21 protein-coding genes are annotated in these 24,236 nt (G+C 45.3%); 12 read left to right on the top strand and 9 right to left on the bottom strand.

All coding sequences use genetic code 11. The features are described 5' to 3' along the window. Nucleotides 1–24: 24 nt before the first annotated feature. Together IX95_RS11090 and IX95_RS11085 are read right to left on the bottom strand one after the other, a co-directional pair. Nucleotides 25–618: an NADPH-dependent FMN reductase gene (locus tag IX95_RS11090; RefSeq protein ID WP_038159880.1), complete on the bottom strand. Its 594-nt coding sequence runs from the start codon at nt 616–618 to the stop codon at nt 25–27. After that, the gene (locus IX95_RS11085; protein ID WP_038159879.1) at nt 615–1,529 is read right to left on the bottom strand and encodes an EamA family transporter; all 915 of its coding nucleotides are present in this window, start codon (nt 1,527–1,529) and stop codon (nt 615–617) included. The genes IX95_RS11090 and IX95_RS11085 overlap by 4 nt, the downstream gene beginning before the upstream one ends. A gap of 132 nt (nt 1,530–1,661) precedes the next feature. On the opposite strand from IX95_RS11085, the gene IX95_RS11080 reads away from it, so the two are divergent. Beyond that, complete coding sequence (locus IX95_RS11080; RefSeq protein ID WP_038159874.1) at nt 1,662–2,141, top strand: MarR family winged helix-turn-helix transcriptional regulator; 480 nt, start codon at nt 1,662–1,664, stop codon at nt 2,139–2,141. Between the two features lie 400 nt (nt 2,142–2,541). Then, nucleotides 2,542–8,586 (top strand): pullulanase-type alpha-1,6-glucosidase, encoded by a 6,045-nt coding sequence (gene pulA, locus IX95_RS11075; RefSeq protein WP_038159871.1) that lies wholly within the window; start codon nt 2,542–2,544, stop codon nt 8,584–8,586. A 139-nt stretch (nt 8,587–8,725) separates the two neighbouring features. Here pulA and IX95_RS26640 read toward each other — a convergent pair whose 3' ends face one another. After that, on the bottom strand, nt 8,726–8,899 hold the full coding sequence (locus IX95_RS26640; protein WP_006961415.1) for a hypothetical protein: 174 nt from the start codon (nt 8,897–8,899) through the stop codon (nt 8,726–8,728). A gap of 143 nt (nt 8,900–9,042) precedes the next feature. Here IX95_RS26640 and IX95_RS11070 point away from each other — a divergent pair, with 143 nt between their 5' ends. The 3 genes from IX95_RS11070 to queF are packed head-to-tail and all read left to right on the top strand — an operon-like array spanning nt 9,043 to nt 11,318. After that, entirely contained in the window at nt 9,043–9,639 is a 597-nt protein-coding gene (locus IX95_RS11070) for a helix-turn-helix domain-containing protein (protein WP_038159868.1), read from the top strand. Then, nucleotides 9,632–10,513: a queuosine precursor transporter gene (locus IX95_RS11065; protein ID WP_006961413.1), complete on the top strand. Its 882-nt coding sequence runs from the start codon at nt 9,632–9,634 to the stop codon at nt 10,511–10,513. The genes IX95_RS11070 and IX95_RS11065 overlap by 8 nt, the downstream gene beginning before the upstream one ends. Then, entirely contained in the window at nt 10,500–11,318 is an 819-nt protein-coding gene (gene queF / locus IX95_RS11060; RefSeq protein ID WP_038159867.1) for an NADPH-dependent 7-cyano-7-deazaguanine reductase QueF, read from the top strand. Before IX95_RS11065 ends, queF begins: the two co-directional genes overlap by 14 nt. 116 nt (nt 11,319–11,434) lie before the next feature. Here the strand turns inward: queF and IX95_RS11055 are convergent, their stop codons facing one another. Beyond that, nucleotides 11,435–12,235: an arylamine N-acetyltransferase family protein gene (locus tag IX95_RS11055; RefSeq protein WP_038159866.1), complete on the bottom strand. Its 801-nt coding sequence runs from the start codon at nt 12,233–12,235 to the stop codon at nt 11,435–11,437. A 94-nt stretch (nt 12,236–12,329) separates the two neighbouring features. Beyond that, entirely contained in the window at nt 12,330–13,199 is an 870-nt protein-coding gene (locus IX95_RS11050) for an AraC family transcriptional regulator (RefSeq protein ID WP_043009986.1), read from the bottom strand. 127 nt (nt 13,200–13,326) lie between these two features. Here IX95_RS11050 and IX95_RS11045 point away from each other — a divergent pair, with 127 nt between their 5' ends. Beyond that, nucleotides 13,327–14,502 carry an aminotransferase-like domain-containing protein gene (locus IX95_RS11045; RefSeq protein WP_038159865.1) on the top strand — a complete coding sequence of 392 codons (1,176 nt, stop codon included), beginning with the start codon at nt 13,327–13,329 and terminating at the stop codon, nt 14,500–14,502. Nucleotides 14,503–14,564: 62 nt separating this feature from the next. Here IX95_RS11045 and IX95_RS11040 read toward each other — a convergent pair whose 3' ends face one another. Both IX95_RS11040 and IX95_RS11035 read right to left on the bottom strand, forming a co-directional pair. Further along, the gene (locus tag IX95_RS11040; protein WP_038159847.1) at nt 14,565–15,614 is read right to left on the bottom strand and encodes an ArsO family NAD(P)H-dependent flavin-containing monooxygenase; all 1,050 of its coding nucleotides are present in this window, start codon (nt 15,612–15,614) and stop codon (nt 14,565–14,567) included. A gap of 159 nt (nt 15,615–15,773) precedes the next feature. Next, on the bottom strand, nt 15,774–16,388 hold the full coding sequence (locus IX95_RS11035; RefSeq protein WP_038159844.1) for a LysE family translocator: 615 nt from the start codon (nt 16,386–16,388) through the stop codon (nt 15,774–15,776). A 249-nt stretch (nt 16,389–16,637) separates the two neighbouring features. Between IX95_RS11035 and IX95_RS11030 the strand changes: the two genes are divergently transcribed. Continuing rightward, the gene (locus tag IX95_RS11030) at nt 16,638–17,459 is read left to right on the top strand and encodes an AraC family transcriptional regulator (protein WP_051912546.1); all 822 of its coding nucleotides are present in this window, start codon (nt 16,638–16,640) and stop codon (nt 17,457–17,459) included. Here IX95_RS11030 and IX95_RS11025 read toward each other — a convergent pair. Further along, entirely contained in the window at nt 17,456–18,841 is a 1,386-nt protein-coding gene (locus IX95_RS11025; protein WP_038160476.1) for an aminotransferase-like domain-containing protein, read from the bottom strand. The genes IX95_RS11030 and IX95_RS11025 overlap by 4 nt on opposite strands. A gap of 101 nt (nt 18,842–18,942) precedes the next feature. On the opposite strand from IX95_RS11025, the gene IX95_RS11020 reads away from it, so the two are divergent. After that, a complete protein-coding gene (locus IX95_RS11020; RefSeq protein ID WP_038159841.1) occupies nt 18,943–19,842 on the top strand; it encodes an EamA family transporter in 900 nt (299 codons plus the stop codon). A gap of 56 nt (nt 19,843–19,898) precedes the next feature. On the opposite strand, the gene IX95_RS11015 is transcribed toward IX95_RS11020, so the two are convergent. After that, entirely contained in the window at nt 19,899–20,384 is a 486-nt protein-coding gene (locus IX95_RS11015; RefSeq protein ID WP_038159838.1) for an Lrp/AsnC family transcriptional regulator, read from the bottom strand. 114 nt (nt 20,385–20,498) lie between these two features. Between IX95_RS11015 and IX95_RS11010 the strand changes: the two genes are divergently transcribed. From IX95_RS11010 to IX95_RS25870, 4 genes are all read left to right on the top strand, one after another. Next, nucleotides 20,499–21,434 carry a DMT family transporter gene (locus IX95_RS11010; RefSeq protein WP_038159836.1) on the top strand — a complete coding sequence of 312 codons (936 nt, stop codon included), beginning with the start codon at nt 20,499–20,501 and terminating at the stop codon, nt 21,432–21,434. 391 nt (nt 21,435–21,825) lie between these two features. Next, the gene (locus IX95_RS11005; protein WP_006961401.1) at nt 21,826–22,251 is read left to right on the top strand and encodes a BLUF domain-containing protein; all 426 of its coding nucleotides are present in this window, start codon (nt 21,826–21,828) and stop codon (nt 22,249–22,251) included. A gap of 11 nt (nt 22,252–22,262) precedes the next feature. Continuing rightward, entirely contained in the window at nt 22,263–23,954 is a 1,692-nt protein-coding gene (locus IX95_RS11000) for a methyl-accepting chemotaxis protein (RefSeq protein ID WP_081885427.1), read from the top strand. Nucleotides 23,955–24,126: 172 nt separating this feature from the next. After that, nucleotides 24,127–24,236 (top strand): transposase (locus tag IX95_RS25870; RefSeq protein WP_200876927.1); only part of this gene is annotated, 110 nt, incomplete at its 3' end.

The following is a 24,236-nucleotide window of genomic DNA, read 5'->3' as shown; positions in this document are numbered from 1 at the left end:
TGCTCAAGAATGTTTCACTTCTTTTTACATCCCATACTGAAATGGCTTTCCTGCCTCCACCATATCCCGATGTATTGGCTTTAGTGCATGTGCATAAGCGGATAACAGCTTCATCGTGTACTCACTACGAACATGAAAGTTCACATCATTTACGCTCCCATCTGGATTGAACAGACTTTCCACGTTGCGAAAGATTAAGTGATCCGGAATAAAGCACACGTGATTATTCTTACTGCCGGTTAAACGAAGCTCACTAATAGGATAAACCCCATTAACACTCGCCGAGATACTGACGGCTAAAGCAGGTTTGTGTGCCATCTCTTTAGCAGTCGATAGCATTAAAAAGTTCTTTAGAGCTGGTGTTGCCATACCGTGCCACTCTGGAGTGATGAAAACAAACGCATCACTGTCTTGTAGCCGGGTGGCAATCTTTCGCCAAGGAGCCCATTCCTCACTACCTGTCCATACGCCTTCATTCCATAACGGTAAATTGAGCTGGTGGAGATCGAGAATATCGATATTCGTAAAATCAGCCTCTGCCAGCGTCGATAAATAATGGGCTGCTTTTAGGCTTTGTGATTCAGCACGCTGGCTGCCTGAGATAATGGTAAGTTTCATGCGAGTTCCTTTTTACTATTAATAAATGATGTGTTTGTTTTAGTTGCTGAATAGGTCGGGGCTGAGGCTGCCAGCAAAATTGAAACTAATACGCTTAGGGCACCGATAAGCTGAACCCAGGTCAGAGTCTGACCAAGGATCAAGTAACCGAGGACCACAGCAGATACACTGCTGAGAAAGCCAAGGAATGAGACAGACACTGTGCTGAGCTTTTCAATTCCACGGAACCAGAGTGAGTAGGCGAGCATGGCGCCAACAATTGCCAGATAGCTGTAACCGACAACATTTGTTAACGTGATTTGTTGGGGTAACCCCTCTGTACTGATGGCGACAGGGAGTAGCATCAGCCCTCCAAACAACAGTTGCCAGCCAGTGAAGCTCAGCAGGGACATGTTTGAAGGTCGCCCCCACTTTTTCGTTAACACCACGCCTAGCGCCATGCTAACGGTACCGAGCAGCCCCATGACAACTCCCGAGGTATTGAGTTGACCTGGGTTATTGACCACAAGCATGGCGATGCCACCTATCCCCAAACCACTAGCGATTATTTGCGTGAACGTTAATGTGTTTCTCAACAAAACCACGCTCAGTCCCATAACCAGAATAGGCTGGATGGACATAATCAGAGCTGCCATACCTCCGGGTAAGTATGTGGCAGCATAAAATAGGCAGTAGAAAAAAAATCCGATGTTGAGTAGGCCAAGTACGGCCAGTTTCGTCCACCAACTTCCATTTGGAATCGAGCGAGAAAACAACACCAATACTATCCCAACAGGCAAAGCGCGCAGCATCGATGCTAACAAAGGGCTGTTGGCAGGCAGAAGTTCAGTGGTGACGATGTAAGTGCTTCCCCAGACCATGGGCGCTAATGCCGTAATGGCTAACGTCGCTATTCGTTGTGTGCGTGTCATTGGTGCCTCCTTTCGTTGTAGTCTATCTTTATAAAAAGTATCTTTTATGAAAGATACTTTTTATAAAGTAATGGTGATTTGTCTTTTTATCAAGTATCTTTTTGAAAAGATAAATTAGTAGAGGGATGAGATATGCAAGATCCTGTCGACCACATCTTGAAGCAGTGGGGCGATGTGAAGCCTGAGTTGGATTGTTCTGACATGGGAATTGTCGGTAGACTGATGCGTGTTCATGGACTCTGGCACAGTCAATTGGAACATGTGTTTAAGCAGCATCAACTGAGTATGTTGGAGTTTGATATTCTCGCGACATTAATGCGAAATCAGCAACCGCTGACCCCGACTGAAATGTACAAAACCCTGATGATTTCCTCAGGCGCTATGAGTACTCGGATTGAAAAGTTGGTTCAACGAGGCTTGGTTGAGCGATTAGCAAGTGGCGATGATAGACGCAGTTGTAAAGTAACGCTTACCCAGCAGGGCGCTCAATTAGTCGATGAGGCTTTAGCATCACACTTATCAAATATGAACGGAATGTTGAGCATGTTTGATGAACAAGAAAAAGCCCAGCTGGCTAATATGATGCGAAAAGTACTGCTCGCAAATCATTGATTGATGGAAGTGAGGTGGTAGGGTAATCGCTACTTTGCCACCGATATCGCATGAATCAAAATTCCCTTTTGTTTACCTGACATCAGTTTGGGTTAAAGATCCAATTTCTTAACATTGAAACAGCTTGTTGTAATCCTACAGCGGTTGGTTTATTCGTCACTACAAAGTGTCAGATTTCTCACTGATTGCACATCATCTGAGTAATTTTTCGATCGTTTTCAGGGCTGTAATTGTGAGCCTGATTCTAAAATTTTTTCTCCTCCCCTCCGTCTACGCCTACTCAATCAGTTTTATAGGATGAGGAAATTAACTGTTTTAAAAATATAACGTTAGCTTGAAGCGATTTAACCAAACAGAAAAGTTTATCGCTCGTGGAACGTGAATATAAATGGAAATAAAAATGAACATCAAGCTAACAAAACTGAGCCTAGCTATGGCGTCACTTGGGCTTTTGGCAGGTTGTAATGACCCGCTAGAAGTCAACGTGATGGATGGCTACATCGAAAAGGCATCTGTCTGGCTGGACGTCAACGGAAATGGTCGACAAGACCGTTATGAACCGTCAGCCGTCACTGATAAAGACGGATATGCTGCCATTGACCTTGAAGGTCTAAATATCGAAGACGAAGACGTTTATCTTGTCGCTAAAACCCAACGAGGCGTATCGATTGACGCTGATATTCCGGGTGTCGCTGTGACAAGAGACTATACCTTGATGGCACCGAGCCATTACTCTTTGGTCACACCATTCTCGACTTACATTGCTGCGCAAATGCAGCAAGGTGTCAGCGAACGTAAAGCATTGCGCAAACTGCGTCGACAACTCAAACAGCCACACCTAGATATTGAAAACGATTATATTGATCAGAAAGAGGTGGTCGTCGCAAGAAGCGCGAAGGCGTTAACGCAATTACTGCCAGAAACCGTTGAAGAGCAAGATATGGAAGCGCTGGCGAATACGTTGGAGCTGGGCAGTAAAGCATTAGGAAAAGAGCTTAAACGTGGTCGTAATGAACTGCTTAACAAGACGTTAATGCTGGATGAGCAAGGTGTGCCGGTTATGGCGCAAGATAGCGATGGTGACGGCGTAGCCGATGCGATTGATCTGTTCCCAACCGATATTAAAGAGTCGGCAGATGCCGATAATGACGGAATTGGCGATCATGCGGATACGGACGATGATAATGATGGTTTCAGCGATGTTGTCGAGTTAGAACTCGCTAGCGACCCCTACTCATCGGCGAGCTTCCCCTCCGATCTTGATGGCGACAAAATCCCAGATGAGCATGATTCGGATATCGACGGTGACGGTTGGAGTAATGAAGAAGAAACTCGTTTAGGAACCGACCCTTACTCGGCATCCAGTCAACCTGCCGATCGTGATGGTGATGGCATTACTGACAGCGAAGACAGTGATATCGACGGTGATGGTGCCAATAATGGCGTGGACGCGTTCCCGGAAGATCGATTTGAAAGTAAAGACACCAATGGCGATGGGCTAGGAGACTTTGCCTCTAGCGACGATGATGGCGATGGGATTCCAGACAGCATCGATCCAAACCCAACCAGCCCAGATAACAGTTCATCCGAGCCTGCGCCTGTTTATTCTGAATCGGTCATTTACTACAAACGAGATGATGGTAATTACGCGGACTGGGGGCTTCATCTGTGGAATAACGCATCTTGTGACGCAGTGTCGGCTGACGCCTTAAACGGCGTAGATTGGGGTAACCCATACGCCTGGGGAGAAATCGACCCGCAATATGGTGCTAAGTATGTTGTCCCACTGAAATCCGATCACGGTGCATGTATGAATTTCATCGTGCACAAAGGTGATGAAAAAGCGCTGGGCGGTGATGATCTGAAGGCTGAATTTGCTAAAGGCAATACACTTTATACGACACACGGAAGCTCAGTCGTTAAGTACTCACCAGATGAGCAAGTTGTAGTGAAACTTGACGGTGCAGCAGCTCACTGGCTCGATGTGAATTCCATTGCTTGGTTTGATCATAGTGAAGCAGCCAGTTACCAAATCTGGAGTCGTGCTGCGGGTAATGGTGATATCAACCAGCCAGAACAGTTTATCAAGTACGACATTTCATTTGCTGGCAACGTTGATAATCCTGACTTCCCACACCTGAAAGATCGTGTCGGTTTCTATCTGGATGTTGATACAGAGACGGCTAAAGCGTTGCTGAAAACACAGCTAATTGCAGTGGCACTCGATGATGAAGGCAAGCCGCTGGTTGCAACTCGTGTCCAGATTCCGGGCGTTGTTGACACGCTTTACACCGCAGGACCAAATGATGCGGATGAAGCTAAATTGGGTAGCTGGATTGAAGGCGATAGTGCGAACTTTGCGCTTTGGGCGCCAACAGCTCAGGATGTTGAACTGTATTTGTACGATCAGGATAAAGCACTAATCGCACAATCGCCATTCAGTTTGACTGTCGACTCAGCAACTGGCATCTGGCATTACCAAGGCGATGCTTCACTGAAGAATGTGTTCTATCGTTACCGTGTGAAGGCTTACCATCCGAAAACCGACCACGTTGAGTGGATGATGACCACTGACCCTTATTCTCTCTCTCTGAGTACGTCCAGTTTGCACTCTCAACTGGTTGATCTCACCGATGATGAAACCAAACCGGCAGGTTGGGACAGTCAATCGATTCCAGAGCTGGAGAATCCAGAAGATCACATCATTTACGAGCTGCATGTACGTGACTTTAGTGTCAGCGATACGCAGGGTACACCAGCAAACAACGGTAAGTATCTGGCCTTCTTAGAAGATGAACGCGACAGTGTTAAGCAGTTGAAGTCGTTAAAAGAAGCTGGCCTGACAACGATCCATCTTCTACCGACTTACGATTTGGCTTCCATTCCTGAAGATCCAGCGAAGACGGTGAATCTGACCGATACCGTAGAAAAACTTTGCGGCATTAATCCTGATGCCAAGTTGTGTAGCGATGGTACTTCACGCGGTGCAACCATTCTGTCTTTGTTAGAACAAACGGACCCTGACAGTGGCGAAGCACAGGCATTGCTCGCAGATGTTCGTCCACTGGATGGATTCAACTGGGGTTATGACCCATTCCACTACAACGCACCAGAAGGCAGTTATGCTGTTGCAACAGATGGCATTTCGCGTATTCGTGAGTATCGTCAGATGGTGCAGAAGCTTCACGATATGGGCTTCAGAGTGGTACAGGATGTTGTCTACAACCACACATACTCGTCAGGTTTGTATGACAAATCTGTGCTCGATAAAGCTGTACCGGGCTACTACCATCGCCTGAACCCGATCACAGGTGCTGTCGAGAACTCAACTTGTTGTGATAACACTGCGTCTGAGAACCGTATGTTCGAGAAGCTAGTGGCAGACAGTGTAGTGATGTGGGCTCAGGACTATAAGATTGATGGCTTCCGCTTCGATTTGATGGGACACCTGATGAAGTCGAGCATGCTGCACGTGTATGAGAAAACCAAGCTAGTAGATGAAGATACTTGGTTCTATGGCGAAGGTTGGAACTTTGGTGAAGTTGCTGATGGTCAACGTGGCGAAAACGCAACCCAATGGCCGATGGCGGGTACAGGCATAGGGACTTACAACGATCGTCTACGTGATGGCGTACGCGGTGGTGGTCCATTCGATAGTGGCGATGCGTTGCTTGAGAATCCGGGTTTTGCTAATGCTGGCAGCCGATTCAATGATGACCTGAAATCGAAGATGGATCTTATCCGTTACGGTATGACAGGCAATCTGCAAAACTACCCGTTGGAAACGTATAGCGGTGCGACTGTGTACGGACGTGATTTCCAGTATGGAGGGCAGGGTGCGGCTTACACGCTCGATCCTCAGGAATCCATTAACTACGTTTCAAAGCATGACAACCAAACGTTATGGGATTTCAACCAGTACAAAGCCGATGCCAACATCACGCCAGCAGACCGTGCACGTATGCAGATCGTAGGTCTATCAACTGTAATGCTCGGACAAGGTGTACCATTCTTACACATGGGGTCTGAATTACTGCGCTCTAAATCCATGGAACGCGATAGCTACGACAGTGGTGATTGGTACAACAAAGTCGATTTCAGTAAGCAGACGAATAACTGGAACATTGGTCTGCCACGTGCTGACAAAGATCAGGCTAACTGGAGTGCTATCCAATCAATCATTAGCAACCCGAATACCGTGGCAACTCCGGAGCATATTGCTTGGACAGACAAGGTCTTCAAGGAACTGCTGAAGATTCGTTCCGGCACGCCATTGCTTCGTTTAGTGAGTGAAGAGCAAGTCTTGAAGCGTGTACGTTTCCATAATACTGGGCCGTCGACATTACCGGGCATGATTGTGATGTCGGTGAATGATGGGGTGAGTGTAGGCGCAGACCTTGATAGCAACTTCGACTCAATTGTTGTTGCGATTAATGCCAATACTTCAGCACAAACCATTCAGATTGCTGGAGCACAAAGCTTTGAGTTGCATCCTGTGTTGAAAGCCTCGTCTGATTCAGTCGTTAAGCAGGCGAAGTTTGAAGACGGCGCTTTCACTATTCCACCATTAACTGCGGCTGTCTTTGTCCAGACACAAAATGGTGCGCAAGGAGAAGGGCTGAATATTGATAGTAAGCCAGTTGATGTCGCGCCTTACGGTTCTACAAAAGTATACGTTCGTGGCTCAATGAATGGCTGGAGTACCAGTGATGAAATGGCCTATCAGGGTGACGGTGTGTACGCCTTTGAAGGCTACCTCACTCCGGGAGAGTATGAGTTCAAACTGGCTTCTTCTGACTGGAGTACGATCAATCTTGGTTTTGGTGGCTTCTCAACTGGCAACGGTTCCGTAACACTTGAGGATGCAGGTAATGGCAATATCAAGGTGACAGTGACCGAGCAAGGCGTGTACAAATTTACGTTAGACGCTTCAGACCAATCCGCGTTGGTAGTATCTGTCGTAGATACAAATCTTGACTATGCCTGCTATCAGGATGACAGCAAAGCTTGTGATCTGAGGATCTATCAGGTGATGGTAGAGTCATTTGTCGATGGAGACCCAGACCATAACTATGGTGTGGGCTACGGCAATTCGCACCACAATGGAGACCTTCAGGGCGTCATTGACAGTCTTGATTACATTGCAAGCTTAAACGTGAATGCGTTGTGGTTAACACCTGTGTTTGATTCTTGTGCGGGCCAGGCTGGTGATGATCGCCTTGACGCCACGGGCTATTTTGCTTGTGACTACTTCAATGTCGATCCTAAATTTGGCACGAATGAGAAGCTGAAAGAACTGGTTGATGCTGCTCACGCTAAAGGTCTATACGTGCTTTTAGATGGGGTGTTCGGTCATACTAACCTTACTGGTGTGAAACCTTCCCCAACGGGTAAGCTACCAAGCCTGAGAGGGGAAGAGGGTTACCCGGGTATGTATGTGAATTACCCAGATGCAGCGAGTGAAGCCTTCTTCACAGAGGTGGCAACTTATTGGGTGAAAGAGTTTGGTATTGACGGCTGGCGTCTCGACCAATCTTATCAGCTTCCACTTGAGGCATGGCGCAACATTCGAGCTGCAGTAGAGCAAGCCTCACTGGACAATAAGAATGCTGGTAAGCAATGGGGAACACTGGGCTACATGGTCGGTGAAGTCTGGAAAGGTGCTGATGAGATTACGGCAACAACCTATGGCAGTGACTCACAACCGGGCCTTTCGTCGGCGTTCAACTTCCCGTTACGTTACGGCTTAGTTCAAGCTCTGGCGGTTGAAGAATCAGGGGCGAGCAACAATGCCCGTGTTTTGGATGCAGAGTGGAACAGCCGCGCCAAATCGCCTTACCATGCGATGCCAAACCTAATGCTTGGTAACCATGACTTGGTGCGCTTCGGTGACCTGATTCAGCGTGGCAATCTTGGTGAAGCAGTCAAGCGACACAAAGCCGCGTTTAGCTTTCTAGCGGCTTACTCTGGACCAATCACACTTTACTACGGTGAAGAGATTGGTGACGAAGTCGCTAACTTCTCGGACAAGGTCACATCAGATTGTGCTTCTCAGGGGCTGTGTGATGATCATGTCGCTCGCTCAAGCGCGAAAGTTCAAGGCGTGACTGGGGTGACACTGACTGCTGAGCAACAAGATGTGAAAAACTATCTGACTCAAATTATGCAGGTTCGTAGTGAACATCTGGCGCTTTATGCGGGTGAAAGGCGCAACTTATGGTTGGATGACAACCTGTATGCTGACCTGAAAGTGAATGGTGATGAGCAGATCATCTATGTGCTGAACACATCAACATCGGAACAAACACTCAATGTCGACTTAGCAAGAGTCAAATCGACAGACGAATTTGAAGACTTGATGAGTGGTGAGCTGATTAATGTTCAGGCAACATCCGGTGCGGTTTCTGTTCCAGCTCTGACAGGGCGACTTCTTTTAATCAAATAGTCATTTGTCATAAGAAGTCGACTGAAACGAAAAAGGCTCTCCTATGTGGAGAGCCTTTTGTTTTAGAGTCCAATTATCAATGCAGCTGTTGATAAACATTTAATGGTTGAGTCTTTTGGTCATGACCAAGTCCAACGTTTTATTTCTGGTGAATCACTTGGTTGGTAGGTTTCTTATTCTGAAGTTCGTCCAGTAGTAGCTGTGTGTGAACATAGAGGTAGCTTATCGCCTCTTTTTTCTCGGGCTCTGCGTGAATCAACCGGCACCAGTAGGTTATCTCTTGAAGGCGAGACTCTAGGTCTTCTGTATTCATGATTATTTACCAACAGTAAAAGATACACTTTAGTGTACACATTATGCATGTGTGTGTATATTTAATTGTTTTTTAATATGATACTGATATCATTTGTTTTTTGGGAGAGGTCGGGCCTCGCTTTATGACCAAAAGGCACATAAATGAAGAACAACAGTGAGCAACTGGACATACTCAGAGACAACATACAGTTTGGCCTAAATAAGAGTAAAGAAACCAAGGCGTCATTAAGTCGCAAAACTGGTGTTACGCGTTCAACTATCTATAAAATACTTGATGGCAAGGTTGAAAGAGTACAGACCTCGACGGTTGAACGCATTGCTAACTTCTTTGGAACAACCTGTCATATCATTCAAAACGAATCCCTAGAAGATCTTCTATCTGAAACACCTGTCGTGTCGGTATGCGGAAACAAGAACCCAATTGCTGTTCCGATTCTGAGTGAAATGGAGTTCGTCCAGAAAAGTGAATATTACATCGGCGACCTGGTTACTGATTATCCCCTGACCTATCACTTTTCTGAAGGGAGTAACATCGTAGCGATTCGAGTGGGTCAGGTTTTGTCTAATTATTTTACCAAGGGCAATCTACTGATTATTGATCGCTCGAATCACAATGAAAAAGAGCTGAGTAAGCTCATTGTTCGCGGTGGTGCATTGCATTCTCTTCCCCCTAACACTTCTCTTTTAGAAGGCGATTTTCTTTTTGGAGTAATACTCGAGGAACGTTTTTGTGTTTAATAAAAAATATAAATTGATTGGCTTTAATGGTGCCCCTGAAATGATGGCTAGCGTGATGATACGGGGAACTGGAAAGGTCGTGAATATGCCCGCTAAAGATCTTATTTCCAGTGAAGTTGCTGATGATCTAAATCGAAATGAATTAGTTGAAGTATGTAAGAAAGTTTATTCAAAATCGAGCTTTGAAGGAGCATACGAGCTAGAGGACAGACATGAAAGTTATTGGATGAGTTACTCTTTTCTCGTACTTTGTTTGTGTTCTCTTTTTACATTGTCAAACATTACCGGAATTAAACCTGTAGAAATATTCAACACAGGCTTAATTGTACCTGCCGCAATATTTCTTTACCCAATTTCATTTATATTTGTTGATATATTAAACGAATACTTTGGTTTAAAGCTCGCCAGAAAAGCCATCATACAATCGACAGTGGTCAATGCTGGGATACTCGTTCTTCTCTATTTATCCACCACTATTCCTAGCATAGGCCCATGGCAAGCGATGGATGAACAGTATACTTCGCTTGTCACGAGTATGACCTCAGTGTTCTTAGCTTCTTTAAGTTCTTACTTTATTTCTGAGAACATCAATGCTTACGTCCTGAACAAAATAAAGATCGCCACACAATCTCGATGGCTTGCCATTCGAGTCATAGCGAGTACCAGTATCGCATCTGTAGTGGATAGCGCACTATTTATTAGTATTGCATTCTTTAATGTACTACCAAATGACGTGCTGTTCGTAATGTTTCTCAGCCAGGTTACTATTAAGATCTTATATGCACTGTTCAGTGTCGCGCCAATTTATTTCGCAAGGAAATTGTTTTCCCGCTTAATCAACGTCAAGGAATTAAATAATAATGACAACCTATGATAAGAACCTAGGTAAAAAAAGCGAGTATATCTCTCAGTATCAACCTGAGTTACTCGATCCTATCCCAAGACAAAAAGGCAGAGATGAGATTAAAGACCTTAAGGTCGCTACTCATGCTGGTTATGACTTATGGACGGCTTTTGAAGTGTCATGGTTGAACAATAAAGGTAAGCCGATCGTCGCAATCGCGGAGTTTATTATTCCTCATACGTCCAACAACTTGATTGAATCGAAGTCATTCAAGTTGTATTTAAATAGCTTCAATCAAACACGTTTTGAGTCGAAAGATATTGTTATTGAGAAAATGCAGTCCGACTTAACTAATGCTGCTGGTGCTGAAGTGACGGTGTCATTTATGGATGTAGATGAACCACAACAAACCTCAATAAATAAGCAATTTGATTGTATTGATGGTTTGGATATCACCGTAGACTCGTTTGAGTATGATGCGGATTCGCTCTCCGGAAGCACTGTGGATGAATATGTCTCTGAATCTTTATGTTCCCACCTTTTGAAATCGAACTGTTTGGTGACGAATCAGCCAGATTGGGGAAGCGTATACATCCGTTATACGGGAGCTAAAATCAATCGTGAGAGCCTTCTGAAATATCTAATCTCATTCCGTGAACATAATGAGTTTCACGAGCAATGCGTCGAGCGTATCTATTCAGATATCAAACGATGCTGTGCTCCTGAAAAGTTGACAGTTTTTGCTAGATACACGCGACGAGGCGGTCTTGATATAAACCCTTATCGTAGCGACTTTGAAAGCGAAATCTGCTCGGGTAGAAATCCGAGACAGTAACCAACGGCTTAAACTAAAAAGCCTGCTTGAAAGGGGGACTGAACCCGAATTGAGCTTAACTTACAGGTCCGTTGTTCAGAGCAGATGCCTTGCTTACATCTGCTCTACCAACACCGCTAGATATTTTGGCTGAGTGGAATGAAATCGTCAAAGCTTGCGTCCAGTTCGATGCCAAACGTTTCTTTTAAAACACCAATATAGCTTTCGTCCTCAGCAATCTCTTTTTCCTCTGTATGTCCGTTCGTTTTTATCTTTAACGTGCTGTTAAGCAGCGTGATGATGCCGTTATCTGTGGTTATTGTTGCCACCCGCTTTTGCAAGAAAGTGGAGTCAGGGCTGGTCGAGGTGTAGAAATTGCCGCAAGCAATATCGCTTTCGCAAACGTGAGTGAAATCAAGGCTATAAAGATCAATCCAGTTATCGTCTATTTTTGCCTGAAGCATGGCGCCAAATAGAGGATGTTTTACAAACCGTAAGGTCTGTAAGTCGGTGGTGATTTCCCTGTCGAAAACAACAGGTATAGGAGCACGCGGAGTCTGGGCCCCGAAGCCAACATCGACAATCCATTCCTGCCCCTCAAGCACAACGAGCGATACCTGATGGCTGCGGCTGGATGGTTCTGGCCCAAGATGTACCCGACCAAGCAGCGGTTTTGCATCAAAGCCAAGACTCCTGAGAGCACTAAGAAGCAAGGCGTTCACTTCAAAGCAGTAGCCCCCACGTTCACTCAGAACCAGTTTCTCGAACAAAGCGTCCTCAGATAAATGGATGGTGCGGCGCAGTGCTACATCAAAGTTTTCAAAAGGAATTCTGCGATGTTGAGCACGATGGAGGGCAGTGAGATCGTCGATTGTGGTTTGGGGTATGTATGACAGACCGATCTTAGAAAGATATTGGTTTAGTCTGCTTGAGTCCATTGAACAGCTCCGTTGTTAATGAGAAATAACACGTTAACAGAAGAGGTTTAAGTAATTCAATCCGAGCCTTGATGATTGCGAGCTAAGTGACTGCCTAATAGAAACTGATAGGGAGGTAAAAATCGAGTTCAAAGTGCTCATCGTCATGTAGGAAGTGGTTCCTATGATAGTGAACATACGCTGGTGTTGACCCCAATTTAAAGCCAGATTCGGGTAACCATTGTTCATGAACCTTACTGATTTGAGGAAGCAGCTCTCCATACACTCCAGTGAGACGAAACACGGCATGTAGTCCACCTGGTATCACTAACTGATTCACCACACCTCGAACCTTGATTGGTTTGTCTATCTCGATACACGCTACGTAGCGACAGTTATCCAGTTCAACCAACGCTGGGTTTGAATGATGCAGACCGTATTGACGTGATGTGTCACGCCCCTCGCTGCTTGCCCACGCATTTAAGACTCGCCAAGCATTTTTTACGGTTCGGCTGTAACCTACATGGCGAACATAGGCAGCGAGGCGATCGGAGGTTTCGATAATTTTAGGCTCGGGAAGAGTTTTCTTTGCGACGCGATAATAGCCTGCGGCGATTTCAGGATCTTTGAGATAGGGCTTATCGATGTTTTGTTGCTCGTGCTTTCGCCATTCTCCTGGTGAGACACTGAAAGTGGATTTAAATGCGCGGCTGAACGAAGAAACAGAGTGAAAGCCACATTTGTTGGCGATGTCTAATACCGAGGAATGCGGATCAAACATTAGTTGATTTGCGGCGTACTCCATTCGTGTTCGGCGAATATACTGATGGATGGATTCTCCGACAACCTGCTTAAAAACGCGGTGAAAGTGTTGCTCAGAATACGCTGCGATGTCCGCTAATTCCTTGGCTGGTAAGGATTTACTGATGTCTTTATGAATGTGATAAAGCACGTCATTGATTCGGAATATGTGTTGTCGGCTCATAAAGAAAAATAGCATAAATGGACATGTTGAACAGCATAAACGGACATCCTATTTTCATCAATGGGTTATACACTTCATTAACGTCTTTTCGACGATAAAAATTCTAAAATTACACTCAGGAACTGTTATGGAAATCGCTCGCTCCCTGCAACAAATCTCGTCGTCTTATATTCGTGAAATTCTCGCTGCCGCATCGGATAAGAATGTCATCTCGCTTGCGGGTGGCTTACCAGATGAAAGTACATTTCCAATTGAATTAATGAAGCCGACACTCGAAAGCCTTTCATCAATGCCGGAAGTTTTCCAGTACGGGGCAACTGCAGGTTACGCACCACTTCTAGAGTTCCTGACAGAGTATTTTGAGTTGCCAGAGACGCACTCAGTAATGGCGTGTACAGGATCGCAGCAAGGGCTAGACCTGATCGCTCGTGCTTATGTAAACCCAGGTGACAAAGTGGTCATGGAAGCACCTAGCTACCTTGGTGCGATGCAGGTGTTTGGTTTGGTTCAGGCGGATATTGTCACTGTACCTCAGACGGAGGCGGGCCCTGATTTACAAGCGCTTGAGAAGAGCTTCGCTGAACAATCACCTAAGATGTTCTACGCCGTACCAGATTTCCATAACCCAACTGGTGTTTGCTGGACCTTAGAAACTCGTCAGAAGGTCGGTGCGTTGTGTGAGCAATACAATGTTGTTCTGATTGAAGATGCACCGTACCGTGAACTTAGATTCTCAGGTCAAGCGATTCCATTGGTCTCTGATTTCTGTCCACAACACTCTATTGTGCTGCGCTCATTTTCAAAGATCGCGTCTCCGGGTCTGCGAGTTGGTGTCGTCAGTGGTAAGAGTGAATATCTGGAACCACTCATCAAGATCAAGCAAGGTGCTGACTTACACTCAAGTGTCCCTATGCAAGCGCTACTTCTGGGCTTGCTGAAACACCAAGGCTTTGAACAGCACATTGGTACGGTTAGAGACTTGTACCAATCTCGCTATGAGAAGCTATTTGCTGAGCTGCAAAAGCAACTACCAGCTGGCTGCGAAGTGAAGCCTGTTGAAGGAGGCATGTTCATTTGGGTGACGTTGCCATCTTGCGACACATTTGCACTGGCAAAAGCGTTACTAGGGAATGGCGTTGCGGTTGTGCCAAGCCCAGTGTTCTATCCAAATGCAGATGAAGCCAAGCCCGCATTAAGACTTAACTACACTAATGCCTCGCCAGAGGAGCTAACGGTAGCAGTCGAGCGTCTTGCTAAAGGCTTGAAAGCATCCATCAGCGAGCCTGAACTCGAAAACGCATAATGAATGCAAAAAAAAGCCCCACTCACTGAGAGTGGGGGCTTTTTCATTACTGAACCTAGATTCTAGCTTGCAATCAATTCAAAAGACTCGGCTATCTGGCGGGCGGTTTCTCGGGCATGCTTTTGTACGCCGATAATGGTCGCCGAAGCGTAGCCAGACCATTCCCCATAACCAATCAGCCATAGGCCTGAATGCTGAGTAGAGCGAGTGCCTTGAGTCAAACTTTGTAGATCCGTATTTAGCTGTAAGCCTTTCAGGTGGTTGAGCTGAGTCTTAAAGCCTGTGCACCAGATAACTGCATCAATGGCAATGCGTTTGTTAGCAGTGATAATTTCATGCTCGCTAAAAGATTCAATGTCTTCTTCACGAATCAACACTCCGCGTTCACGTGCTTCTTTGACCGAGTCAACCATGACGATTTTGGAGAAGTCATCGGTGTTTTCTAGCTTTTCACCCTTCATCGCGGCGTAATAACGTTTTGTAGAAAGCTCGAATAAGTAACGGCCATCCAGTTCATCATCGAGGTAATCGAGAGGGCGATTGGTAAACCAGTGCGTATTGGCGACTTGGGATACTTCGGCCAATATCTGAGAGCCTGAGTTGCCGCTGCCTATCACCGCGACGTTCTTGCCAGCGAATATCGTGTTGTTTTTGTAGTCTGCAGAATGTACCTGATCACCTGTAAAGCGCTCTAGGCCGGGGAAAGTTGGAATGAATTGGCCTGAAAAGTTACCAGTCGCAGATACAACGGCTTTCGCGAGGAATTCCCCGTTATCTGTTGTGATATGAAAAGTGTCTTCGACTTTAGTGACATCCAGCACTTTCACAGGACGTTCAATACGAAACTGATAACGCTGCTCATATTTGCCGAAATAGTCGATCACTTCATCACGGCTAGGGTAAGCCTCGCGAGTTTTAGGCATCATAAAACCAGAAAGCGAGCTGTACTCCTTTGGTGAAAATAGTCTCAGGCTATCCCATGCATGTAACCAGGCGCCGCCATGTGTTGGATTCGCATCTAAGATCAGTGGGTCAATACCATTTCTTTTCAAATAGTAAGCGGTCGATAGTCCAGCTTGCCCTGCACCAATAATGATTACTTGCTCGGTCATGTTTACCTTCCCACACCAAAATGTTGATGAAATCTAAATTTCCAGAATATTCGAAATTTAAAGTTTTGTGACTGGTTCGTCAATATATTTCGACAAAATTGGAAATTTAGATGTGAATGATGAAATACAAGCCTGAAGAAAGAGGGGAGTGTGATTCACTTAAAATGTGTTTATCAACATAAAGATAGCAAGAGCGATGAACAATAAACCTGTGGCAACCTCGATCCAATGAGTTTTCGCTTTAATAAACTGGGCGGCATAACTGCCAGCAAACGCGTAAATAAGGTGTACGGAAAAGGTACATAATAAAAGGATTACAGTGAGCTCAATACCAGTTTGTAAGCTATTGGCTTCAGTGTTGATGAAAGCGGGCAGCAGTGCGACAAAGAAGACAATAGTTTTGGGGTTAAACACAGATAACACCACCCCAGAAGTGAATACGGTAGTACGGTGAGTGGTTTGCGGAGCATCATCACCTTCACTAGGGTGGGAGCGCAGTAAGCTCACAACACCAAGATAGAATATGTAGACAGTTCCTATGAATTGAACGGCTTTGAACAGCGATTGTGAACTTAAAATGATGGCTGATAACCCAAGAATCGTAGCTGTAGCAACCAGCGCCATCCCGGTAATAATCCCGCACATAAGAGGAATGGTGCGTTTGGTGCCTTTAATAATCGAAGAGTTGATGACGGCAAGAGTGCCGGGGCCTGGTGTACCTGCCGCGATTAGGCAAGTCATGATATAAGCGAGCATGTCAGTGTGTTGAAGCATCTTGGTTTTCCTATCTCTTTTTCCACCATTTTTCTGTGTTTCATGCTTTCGAGATAGGACGATATTGGCGTTTTAAACTCATTTTATAGCTTGGTTTTCGTTCAAATATAAGAGCGTTCTTTGTTATTTCTTTAATTATTATATAGTTAGGTTCACGGTGAGTAGAAAAGTAATAGGATGAAATTGACTTGAAGCCTTTCTCAAACTCGATTAGCGTTAAGTAATAGAACGATCAAGGAGGGAGTCTGGGTGAATTCAACGTATTCGCAAATCAAATGCTTTGAAGGCATCGAGAGTGTCTATGCCCATTACAAAGATGAGCACTTTTCTCCTCACGTTCACGAAGGTTATGCCATCGGCATCATTGAACGCGGTGCACAGAAATTCTTCTACAAAGGTGGCAATCACTTGTCTGGTGCGGGCTCTTTAGTGGCAGTAAATGCAGATGCCATCCACACTGGTCAATCAGCGAGTGACAATGGGTGGAGCTATCGTGCCATTTATCCAACCCCCGAAGTGGTGAACAGAGTGTTGGCTGATTACACCGATGGTCGCCACTACAGCCCTTCGTTTCAGACGCCAACAATTGAAAATCCGGCGTTGACGAATCACTTACGCACCTTATTTGAATACTCGGATATTGATGCGCCTGCTCTGGTGCTGGAATCTTTGTTGATCACTTTTCTCTCCAATCTTGCCCGTGCTTCTGGTTCTAAGTTGCCTGATGGCGAGACGGCCAGTGCAAAGGCTAACATCGAACGAGTGCGTGATTATATTAGAGAGTATTCACACCAAAACTTAACCATCGATGAGCTGGCAAATCTGGCTGGCATTAACAAATACACATTATTGAGACAGTTTAAGCAGGCTTACGGTTTGGCGCCTCATCAATATCAGATACAGCTGAGGATTCGCCATGCTCAGACACTTTTGCGTCAAGGTGTAGCACCGTCGATTGTCGCGACAGATTGCGGCTTCTACGATCAAAGCCACATGTCTGCTCACTTCAAAAAAGCCCTCGGCGTGACGCCTAAGCACTATCTCAATGGCATGCAGATGTGCCGTCGTTAGTCAGAAAGCGTAATCAAAAGATCAATAAGCGTGTCCAACTCTTCTTTTGCACGCCCTTCAAGCGGGTAACCCATATTGATTCTCACACAGTCGGAATAGAGATCGAGAGTGGTAAAGAGATGCCCGAGGCGGATATCAATTTTGTGAGTTTCGATTTCGCTCTGTAACTGTTTACTGTCCAAACCCGGAGCTTGGATCCAAAGCACCATACCGCCTTGTGGGTTGCTGATCTTTATGTGCTCGGGCAACTGCGCGGTTAGATAGTCGAGATAGTCTTTTCTTAGCGAAAGTAGCTTGTGCTTTCTGCGTCTGAGTTGCTTGGCGTACTGGCCAGAATCAATGAAGTCAGCCACGGCTAACTGAACCGGAGTCGAAACTCCATAGCAACTCGCTCCAAACTGACCTTGATAGGTTGACTGGTAACGACCGGGTAAACACCAGCCTAATCGATAACCTGGAGACAGACTCTTTGAAACTGAGCCGCACCAGAGAATATAGCCGGCTTGATCGTAATATTTTGCAGGCAAAGGCGTATGGTCAGAGTAGGAGAGCTCTAGGTAAACGTCGTCTTCAATCACGGGAATCTGGTATTGATTTGCCAAGTGTGCCAGCGTTTGTTTTTGCTGAGCCGACATGCTGATCCCCTGTGGGTTCATATGAGAAGTACAGAAAATACCCGCCTTGACATTGCCTTGCTGAAAGTGTGCTTCCAGTTGTGCTAAATCGATGCCGTCGTCTAAAGAGGGAATCTCGACAATTTTTCGCGCCATCTGACCAAGTAATTCGATGATGCCGTTGAAGCATGGTGAACTGATTGCGATAGCATCACCTGTCTCAGTGCAGGACTCTATCGCTGCTTTTAACGCTGACATACAACCAGCCGTGACGACAAGATCACTGGCAGAAAAGTGTACGCCTACTTTAGAAAAGTGAGTCGATAGTGCCTGACGCAGCAAAGGCTCTCCCTGAACATCAGGATAGTGGTTGAGTCGGTCGCCCATTCGACGCAAAGCTCGGCGAAAACTGCGTTCGAGCTCTGTTACGGCTTGTTCATCATTAGCGGTACTGGAAACACCTAATGGGCCTCGCAGTGCAGAATGTACGGAATTGAAGTTGCGGACTGTTGATACGGTGCTGACAAACTGTTTGAGCTCGGGGGTCTGATGGGAGTGCTGGCGAGGTGCGACGAAGTAACCCGCTTGAGGGCGGGACTGGATCCAGCCTTGTGACTCCAACTCCTGATAGCAACTAACGGCTGTCGACATACTGACAGAGTGCTGCTGTGAGAGTTGCCGTAAAGAGGGCATTTTGTCGCCTTCACACAGCTTAGCGTGTTGAATATCTTCAATGAATTGATTGGCTAACTGCTTATAAATGCTCATCATCATAACAACTGTACTGGTTTTTATTTGAAAAATTGTATCTGTATCCCTTTTTGCTCGCAAGCGATACTCATATTCACAGAATGAATGGAGGGATAACAATGAAGAAAAACGACCTAATACTTGCGGTATTCGTCATGGCTATTTGGGGATTCAACTTCTCAATGATCAAAATGGGGATTACCAATGTTCACCCACTGATTGCGACGGCTGCCCGTTTCGCGCTCGCGGTGATCCCGGCGATCTTTTTCATCGCCAGACCGAATGTGGCTTGGCGCTATTTAGTCAGCTATGGGTTAGTGTTTGGCGTCGGGATTTGGGGGATGGCGTCTTGGTCGATTACTGCGGGTTTGTCTTCCGGAATGTCTTCGGTTTTGCTGTCGAGCAATGTCGTGATAGGCATGGCGGTCGGGCTTTTTATCTTTAAAGAAAAGTCGTCACCACGAAAATTAGTAGGGGCTTTACTAGCGATGGTCGCATTATTGGTGCTGGTGTCTGCGACCAACGGTAATATTACTGCTTCAGGTCTGATGTTGATTACGATTGCGGCAATCAGTTGGACCTTAATGGGGGTTATTGTTAAAGCTTCCAAAACCAAACAAGCTTTTGCATTTAATGTATGGGGAATGTTGTTTGCGCCTGTACCGCTAGTGTTGTTCGCGACGGCGCTGCACGGTGAACAAATCCTTTGGCAAGCGTATGAAAACTGGGATATGAACACGACAATTGCAGTGGTTTTTCAAGCTTACCCAACCACCTTGTTTGGTTACTGGGTCTGGAATCGAACGTTGATTAAGTACCCGTTAAGCACCGCAGCACCTTTGACTTTGCTTGTTCCAGTATTTGCTTTAGTCAGTGGCTATTTCATGTATGACGAAGTGCTCTCTATGCCGCAAGTCATCGCGAGTGCGTTATTTCTGATAGGCATCGGTTTGATTGTAAAACCTGCCACGGAAAAACACAGAGCGGCAAGCGCTAAGTTAGCAGGTCAAAGTCGATGAATGGGTTTATTCATTGAGCGAAGATTAAGATGGGTGAGCAGAATTTTGCTCGCCCATTATTTTTGTGAGCGAGAATATTGGTAAGGCACGTTACGTCGTTTGACGGGTGTTGATTTCACAATGGAGGTATTGGTTTCAGCCAGAGAGGATACTTTGTCTAGGATTTCATCCAATTGCTCCATTGTGCCGAAACGCATCCGAGCATAAAAACAATCTTCACCAGTGACTTTGTCGCATTCAATAAACTCTGGCGTTTCGATGATCATGGCTTCCAGCTGTTTTATCTTTCCTGGTAGTTGACGCATACGTACGATGGCTTCAAGTGGGAATCCTAAATTTTCTGGTGCGAGTTGAACCCGATATCCTGAAATAACGCCGAACTCTTCCATACGTTTGAGTCGCTCGTTAACGCTCGGAGACGACATTTTCACTTCTCTGGCTAGCTCTGCGACTGGCATTCGCGCGTTATCGTTAAGTAAGTCGAGTAGTTGGCTATCGATGGCGTCCAGCGTCCAATCTTCGTTTTTAAGGTTCTTACGCATATTTGTCTTCCTTTTTTAAGTCTCACTGAAAAATGAGCTTCATTTCGCCATGCCTTTGTGGGGGATTACTTCTTAATCTATGTGTATTACTTAGTAGATTCAAGGGGATGAATTATGTATAGGAATGATACAGAAGCAGGCACCATCAAAATGATTACCGCTATGGTGTTATCGGGAACCATTGGATTGTTTGTGATTGAGTCAGGTCAGTCGTTTTGGAATGTCGTATTTTTCCGCTGTTTGATCGCAGGTCTGTTTCTGGCTGGTTACGTTAAATGGCAGTATGGTTCGTTTACTGCAGGCCTGAATAGAAAAGTACTTGGGTTGATTTTGGTGGGTGGTATTACTTTGGTGGGTAACTGGGTTTTGCTCTTTGCCTCTTTTGATTATATCCCTTTCTCTATTGCGACGATTGCTTACCACATGCAACCAATTATGTTAGTTGTTGCTGGTTCACTGATGGCAAGGCAACTACCAAGCGTGAATCTCATTGTGTGGCTATCAGTAGCAGTGTTGGGGTTGGTGTTAGTGACTGATCTGGATCTAACGCAGCTAAGTACTTTGCTGCAAGGTGAAGATGTTGGCAGCCAGCAAATATTGTTTGGGCTGTTATTGGCGCTGGGTGCAGCACTGTTGTACACAGTGACGACATTATTGACCAAAGAAGTCAGCCAAGTATCGCCAAGCGTGATTGCACTTGTTCAGGTCAGTGTGGGTGTTGTCTTACTATTACCTATGGTGGATTGGTCGGCGCTACCGAAGGTTCCAGTTCAGTGGGGAGCGTTACTCACACTTGGTTTGGTAAATACCGGATTTATGTACGTCATCATGTATGATGCCTTTCAAAAACTCACCACTCATCTCATCGCCATTTTATCTTTCGTGTACCCCGTGACCGCTTTAGTGGTGGATTACTTTGCCTTTGATAATGTGATGAATCTATCGCAAGGTTTGGGAGTCATTGGGATATTGTTGGCTGTATGTGCCGTAAAATTTGACTGGCGGATTGGAGCATTGATGCCAACCGTAAAAAGTCAGCAAAAAATCTAAGCAACTCTTTTCCATATATTTTGTGTGGCCATTGCTTGCTTTAACCACATTGCAATTGCATATTGCGATTTATGTTGCAATATGCAATTGATAATATGCACTTGATGGATATTACCATGTGTTTTCACTCAAATCTCACAGCCGCTCACGCTTTCTCATCTGGCATGTAAATTGTAAGTATATTGTTAATGTTTGGTTACCTATTAGGTGATAAGGTTTTAGTGCAGAGTCTTTTGAAAGTATCTCAATACAAGAAACACTTTTGATAAGAACCTGTTATCAAAGCTTTATCTGTCGTCTTGATGGAGCAAAATCAGTTCAGAACAAGTTATGCCCGAGTCATAAAAATCGAACACACTGGCTTAGGACATAAAAGTGATGGGAGCCATAAATGGAAATGATTGAACTCGTGTATGTCAGCAAAGCGGTTCAACGGCTTAAGCAAGATCAATTGGAAGCGATTCTGTCGAAAGCACGTAAGAATAATACGGACAACGAAATTACTGGCCTTCTCCTTTACGACGGTTATGGCACCTTCATCCAAGTTTTAGAAGGGCCTGAAAACAGCGTCGAATCACTATTCAGTAAGATACAGAAAGACACTCGTCACACCAACATTAACCGTATCGGTTTTCATCATATAAGCACTCGCAGTTTCCCTGATTGGAAAATGGGCTTCAAAGTTCTTGACCAGCACCTTGGGTCGTCGATTCCAGGATTTAGTGATTTTATGGATCACAAAGGAGACCTCGATTACCTGCTGGAACATAAAAGCTTTGCCATGCGAATGATCAAGCATTTCGTTAAAAAGGATTGAGGGGGATAGGCATGTTATATAGATTAACCATTGCCCAGAAAGTGTATTTGCTCGGGTTGTCCCAATTGCTTGCCATGATGATTATGGGCTGTGTTGCCCTTTATCAAATGAACAAGATTGGTAACGAGCTGATTGATATCGCAGAAGAAGATATCCCGTTAACTAAAATGTTGACGGTGGTGACAGAGCATCAGTTGGAACAAGCGATTCTGCTCGAAAGAGCACTCGTTAAAGCGATCCGCGTTGAGCAAGGAATGGCTCAGATGAGCGTATTCGAAGAAGCTAAGAAAAAGGTTCATGACCTGACGGTCAAAACCGAAAAAGAACTCTATGAAGTTGAAGAATTCATAGAGAAAGCCATACCACTGTTGCACTCAGTTGAGGCTCAAGAAAAATTCAAGAAGCTTCTTGGCAAGCTGAAAGTTGTCGAGAAGTCTTACAGCACGCTTGTTAGTGAAGTTGACAAAACAATGGACTACGGCAGCAATGGCCAAATCGAAGAGATGCTCGAGTTTTCTAAGAAAGTAGAAGCCCATGAAGATGAAATTGATAAAGCGCTGATTTCGATTCTCGATGAGGTGCAAAACTTTACTCTCGCCAGTGCACTGCAAGCTGAAGAGGATGAGAAATACGCAATCAAGTGGATGACGATCATTGCTTCAGTGTCGATAGTTTTAGGTATTCTTATGCCTTTCTTGGTCACACGTGCTATTCGTACCCCAATAATGAATCTCATCGACAGACTTAAGCAGGTGGCTGAAGGTGATGGCGACTTGACCATTCGATTGGATGACTCGTCCCGCGATGAAACGGGTACCGTGGCAAACGCATTCAATAAGTTCTTGGGTGTGTTGATGGGAACCATCACTCAAATCAACTCTAAGGCGGAAGAACTTGGGCAGTCATCAGAAGTTGCAGTTTCAGCTATGCAGCGTACGTTGCAGAACGTTGAAAAGCAGCGTTGTGATATCGAGCAGGTAGCGACAGCGATTAACCAAATGAACGCGACGACACAGGAAGTGGCGAACAGTACAGCAAACGCGTCTTCGGTGACTGATGAAGTCAGAAAGCACGTAATGGAAGGTCAGAAAGAAGCGCTAGCCACTCAAGAGGTTATCCAAGAGCTTGCGAATGAGGTGACCACATCATCTGGTGTGATTGAAAACCTCGTCTCTGAAACCAACAATATCGGTCAAGTACTGGAATCTATTCAAGGTATCGCTGAACAAACTAACTTGCTTGCTTTGAATGCTGCCATCGAAGCGGCTCGCGCAGGTGAAACAGGGCGTGGCTTTGCGGTGGTTGCGGACGAGGTTCGTTCACTCGCTCAGCGCACTCAAGAAGCAACCGTTGATATTCAGAAGTTAGTCGATACATTGCAGTCGGAAGCGAAAAATGCCGTATCAAGTATGAAGAAAGGAACAGACACCGCAAAACTCTGTCTAGAGAAGAGTTCGGAGTCTGCCAATACCTTCTCTGTTGCTGCTGAATCGGTCAATCAGATCGCTGGCTTGAACTTACAAATTGCAGCTGCTGCTGAGGAACAATCGACGGTGGCGCAAGATTTGGACAATAACCTGACCAGCATCAAGACGTTAGCAGAAGAGACCGCGGAAGAAACAAAGAATACAGCGGCTGCAAGTGAAACCATCGCGATGAATGTGATTGATTTACACAAAAACCTTAACAAGTTCCAAGTGTAAGAGCTGTTTGAACTTGCTAACGAGAGGCCAGAGCATTGCTCTGGCCTTTTTGTTTTCTAGCCCTAAACCACCTTCTTTAGAAGGTGGTGATCGTTCTGTTGGGCTTTGCCCGAAGAACGCTCATGTTCAAGATGTCCTCGTTTGCAACCAACAAATGAAGGAAATAACGAACATGAGCAGATATGAATCCGCTTCACACGTTTATCATCGGTGCCAATATCATATTGTTTGGACACCTAAATATCGACTAAAGATTCTGAAAGGAAATTTAGGCAAAGAGCT

It is taken from the genome of Vibrio sp. B183, assembly GCF_000740665.1.
Classification (GTDB): Bacteria; Pseudomonadota; Gammaproteobacteria; order Enterobacterales; family Vibrionaceae; genus Vibrio; species Vibrio coralliilyticus.
Note: the sequence above shows the minus strand (reverse complement) of the source record. Positions and strands in the feature narration are given on the sequence as shown.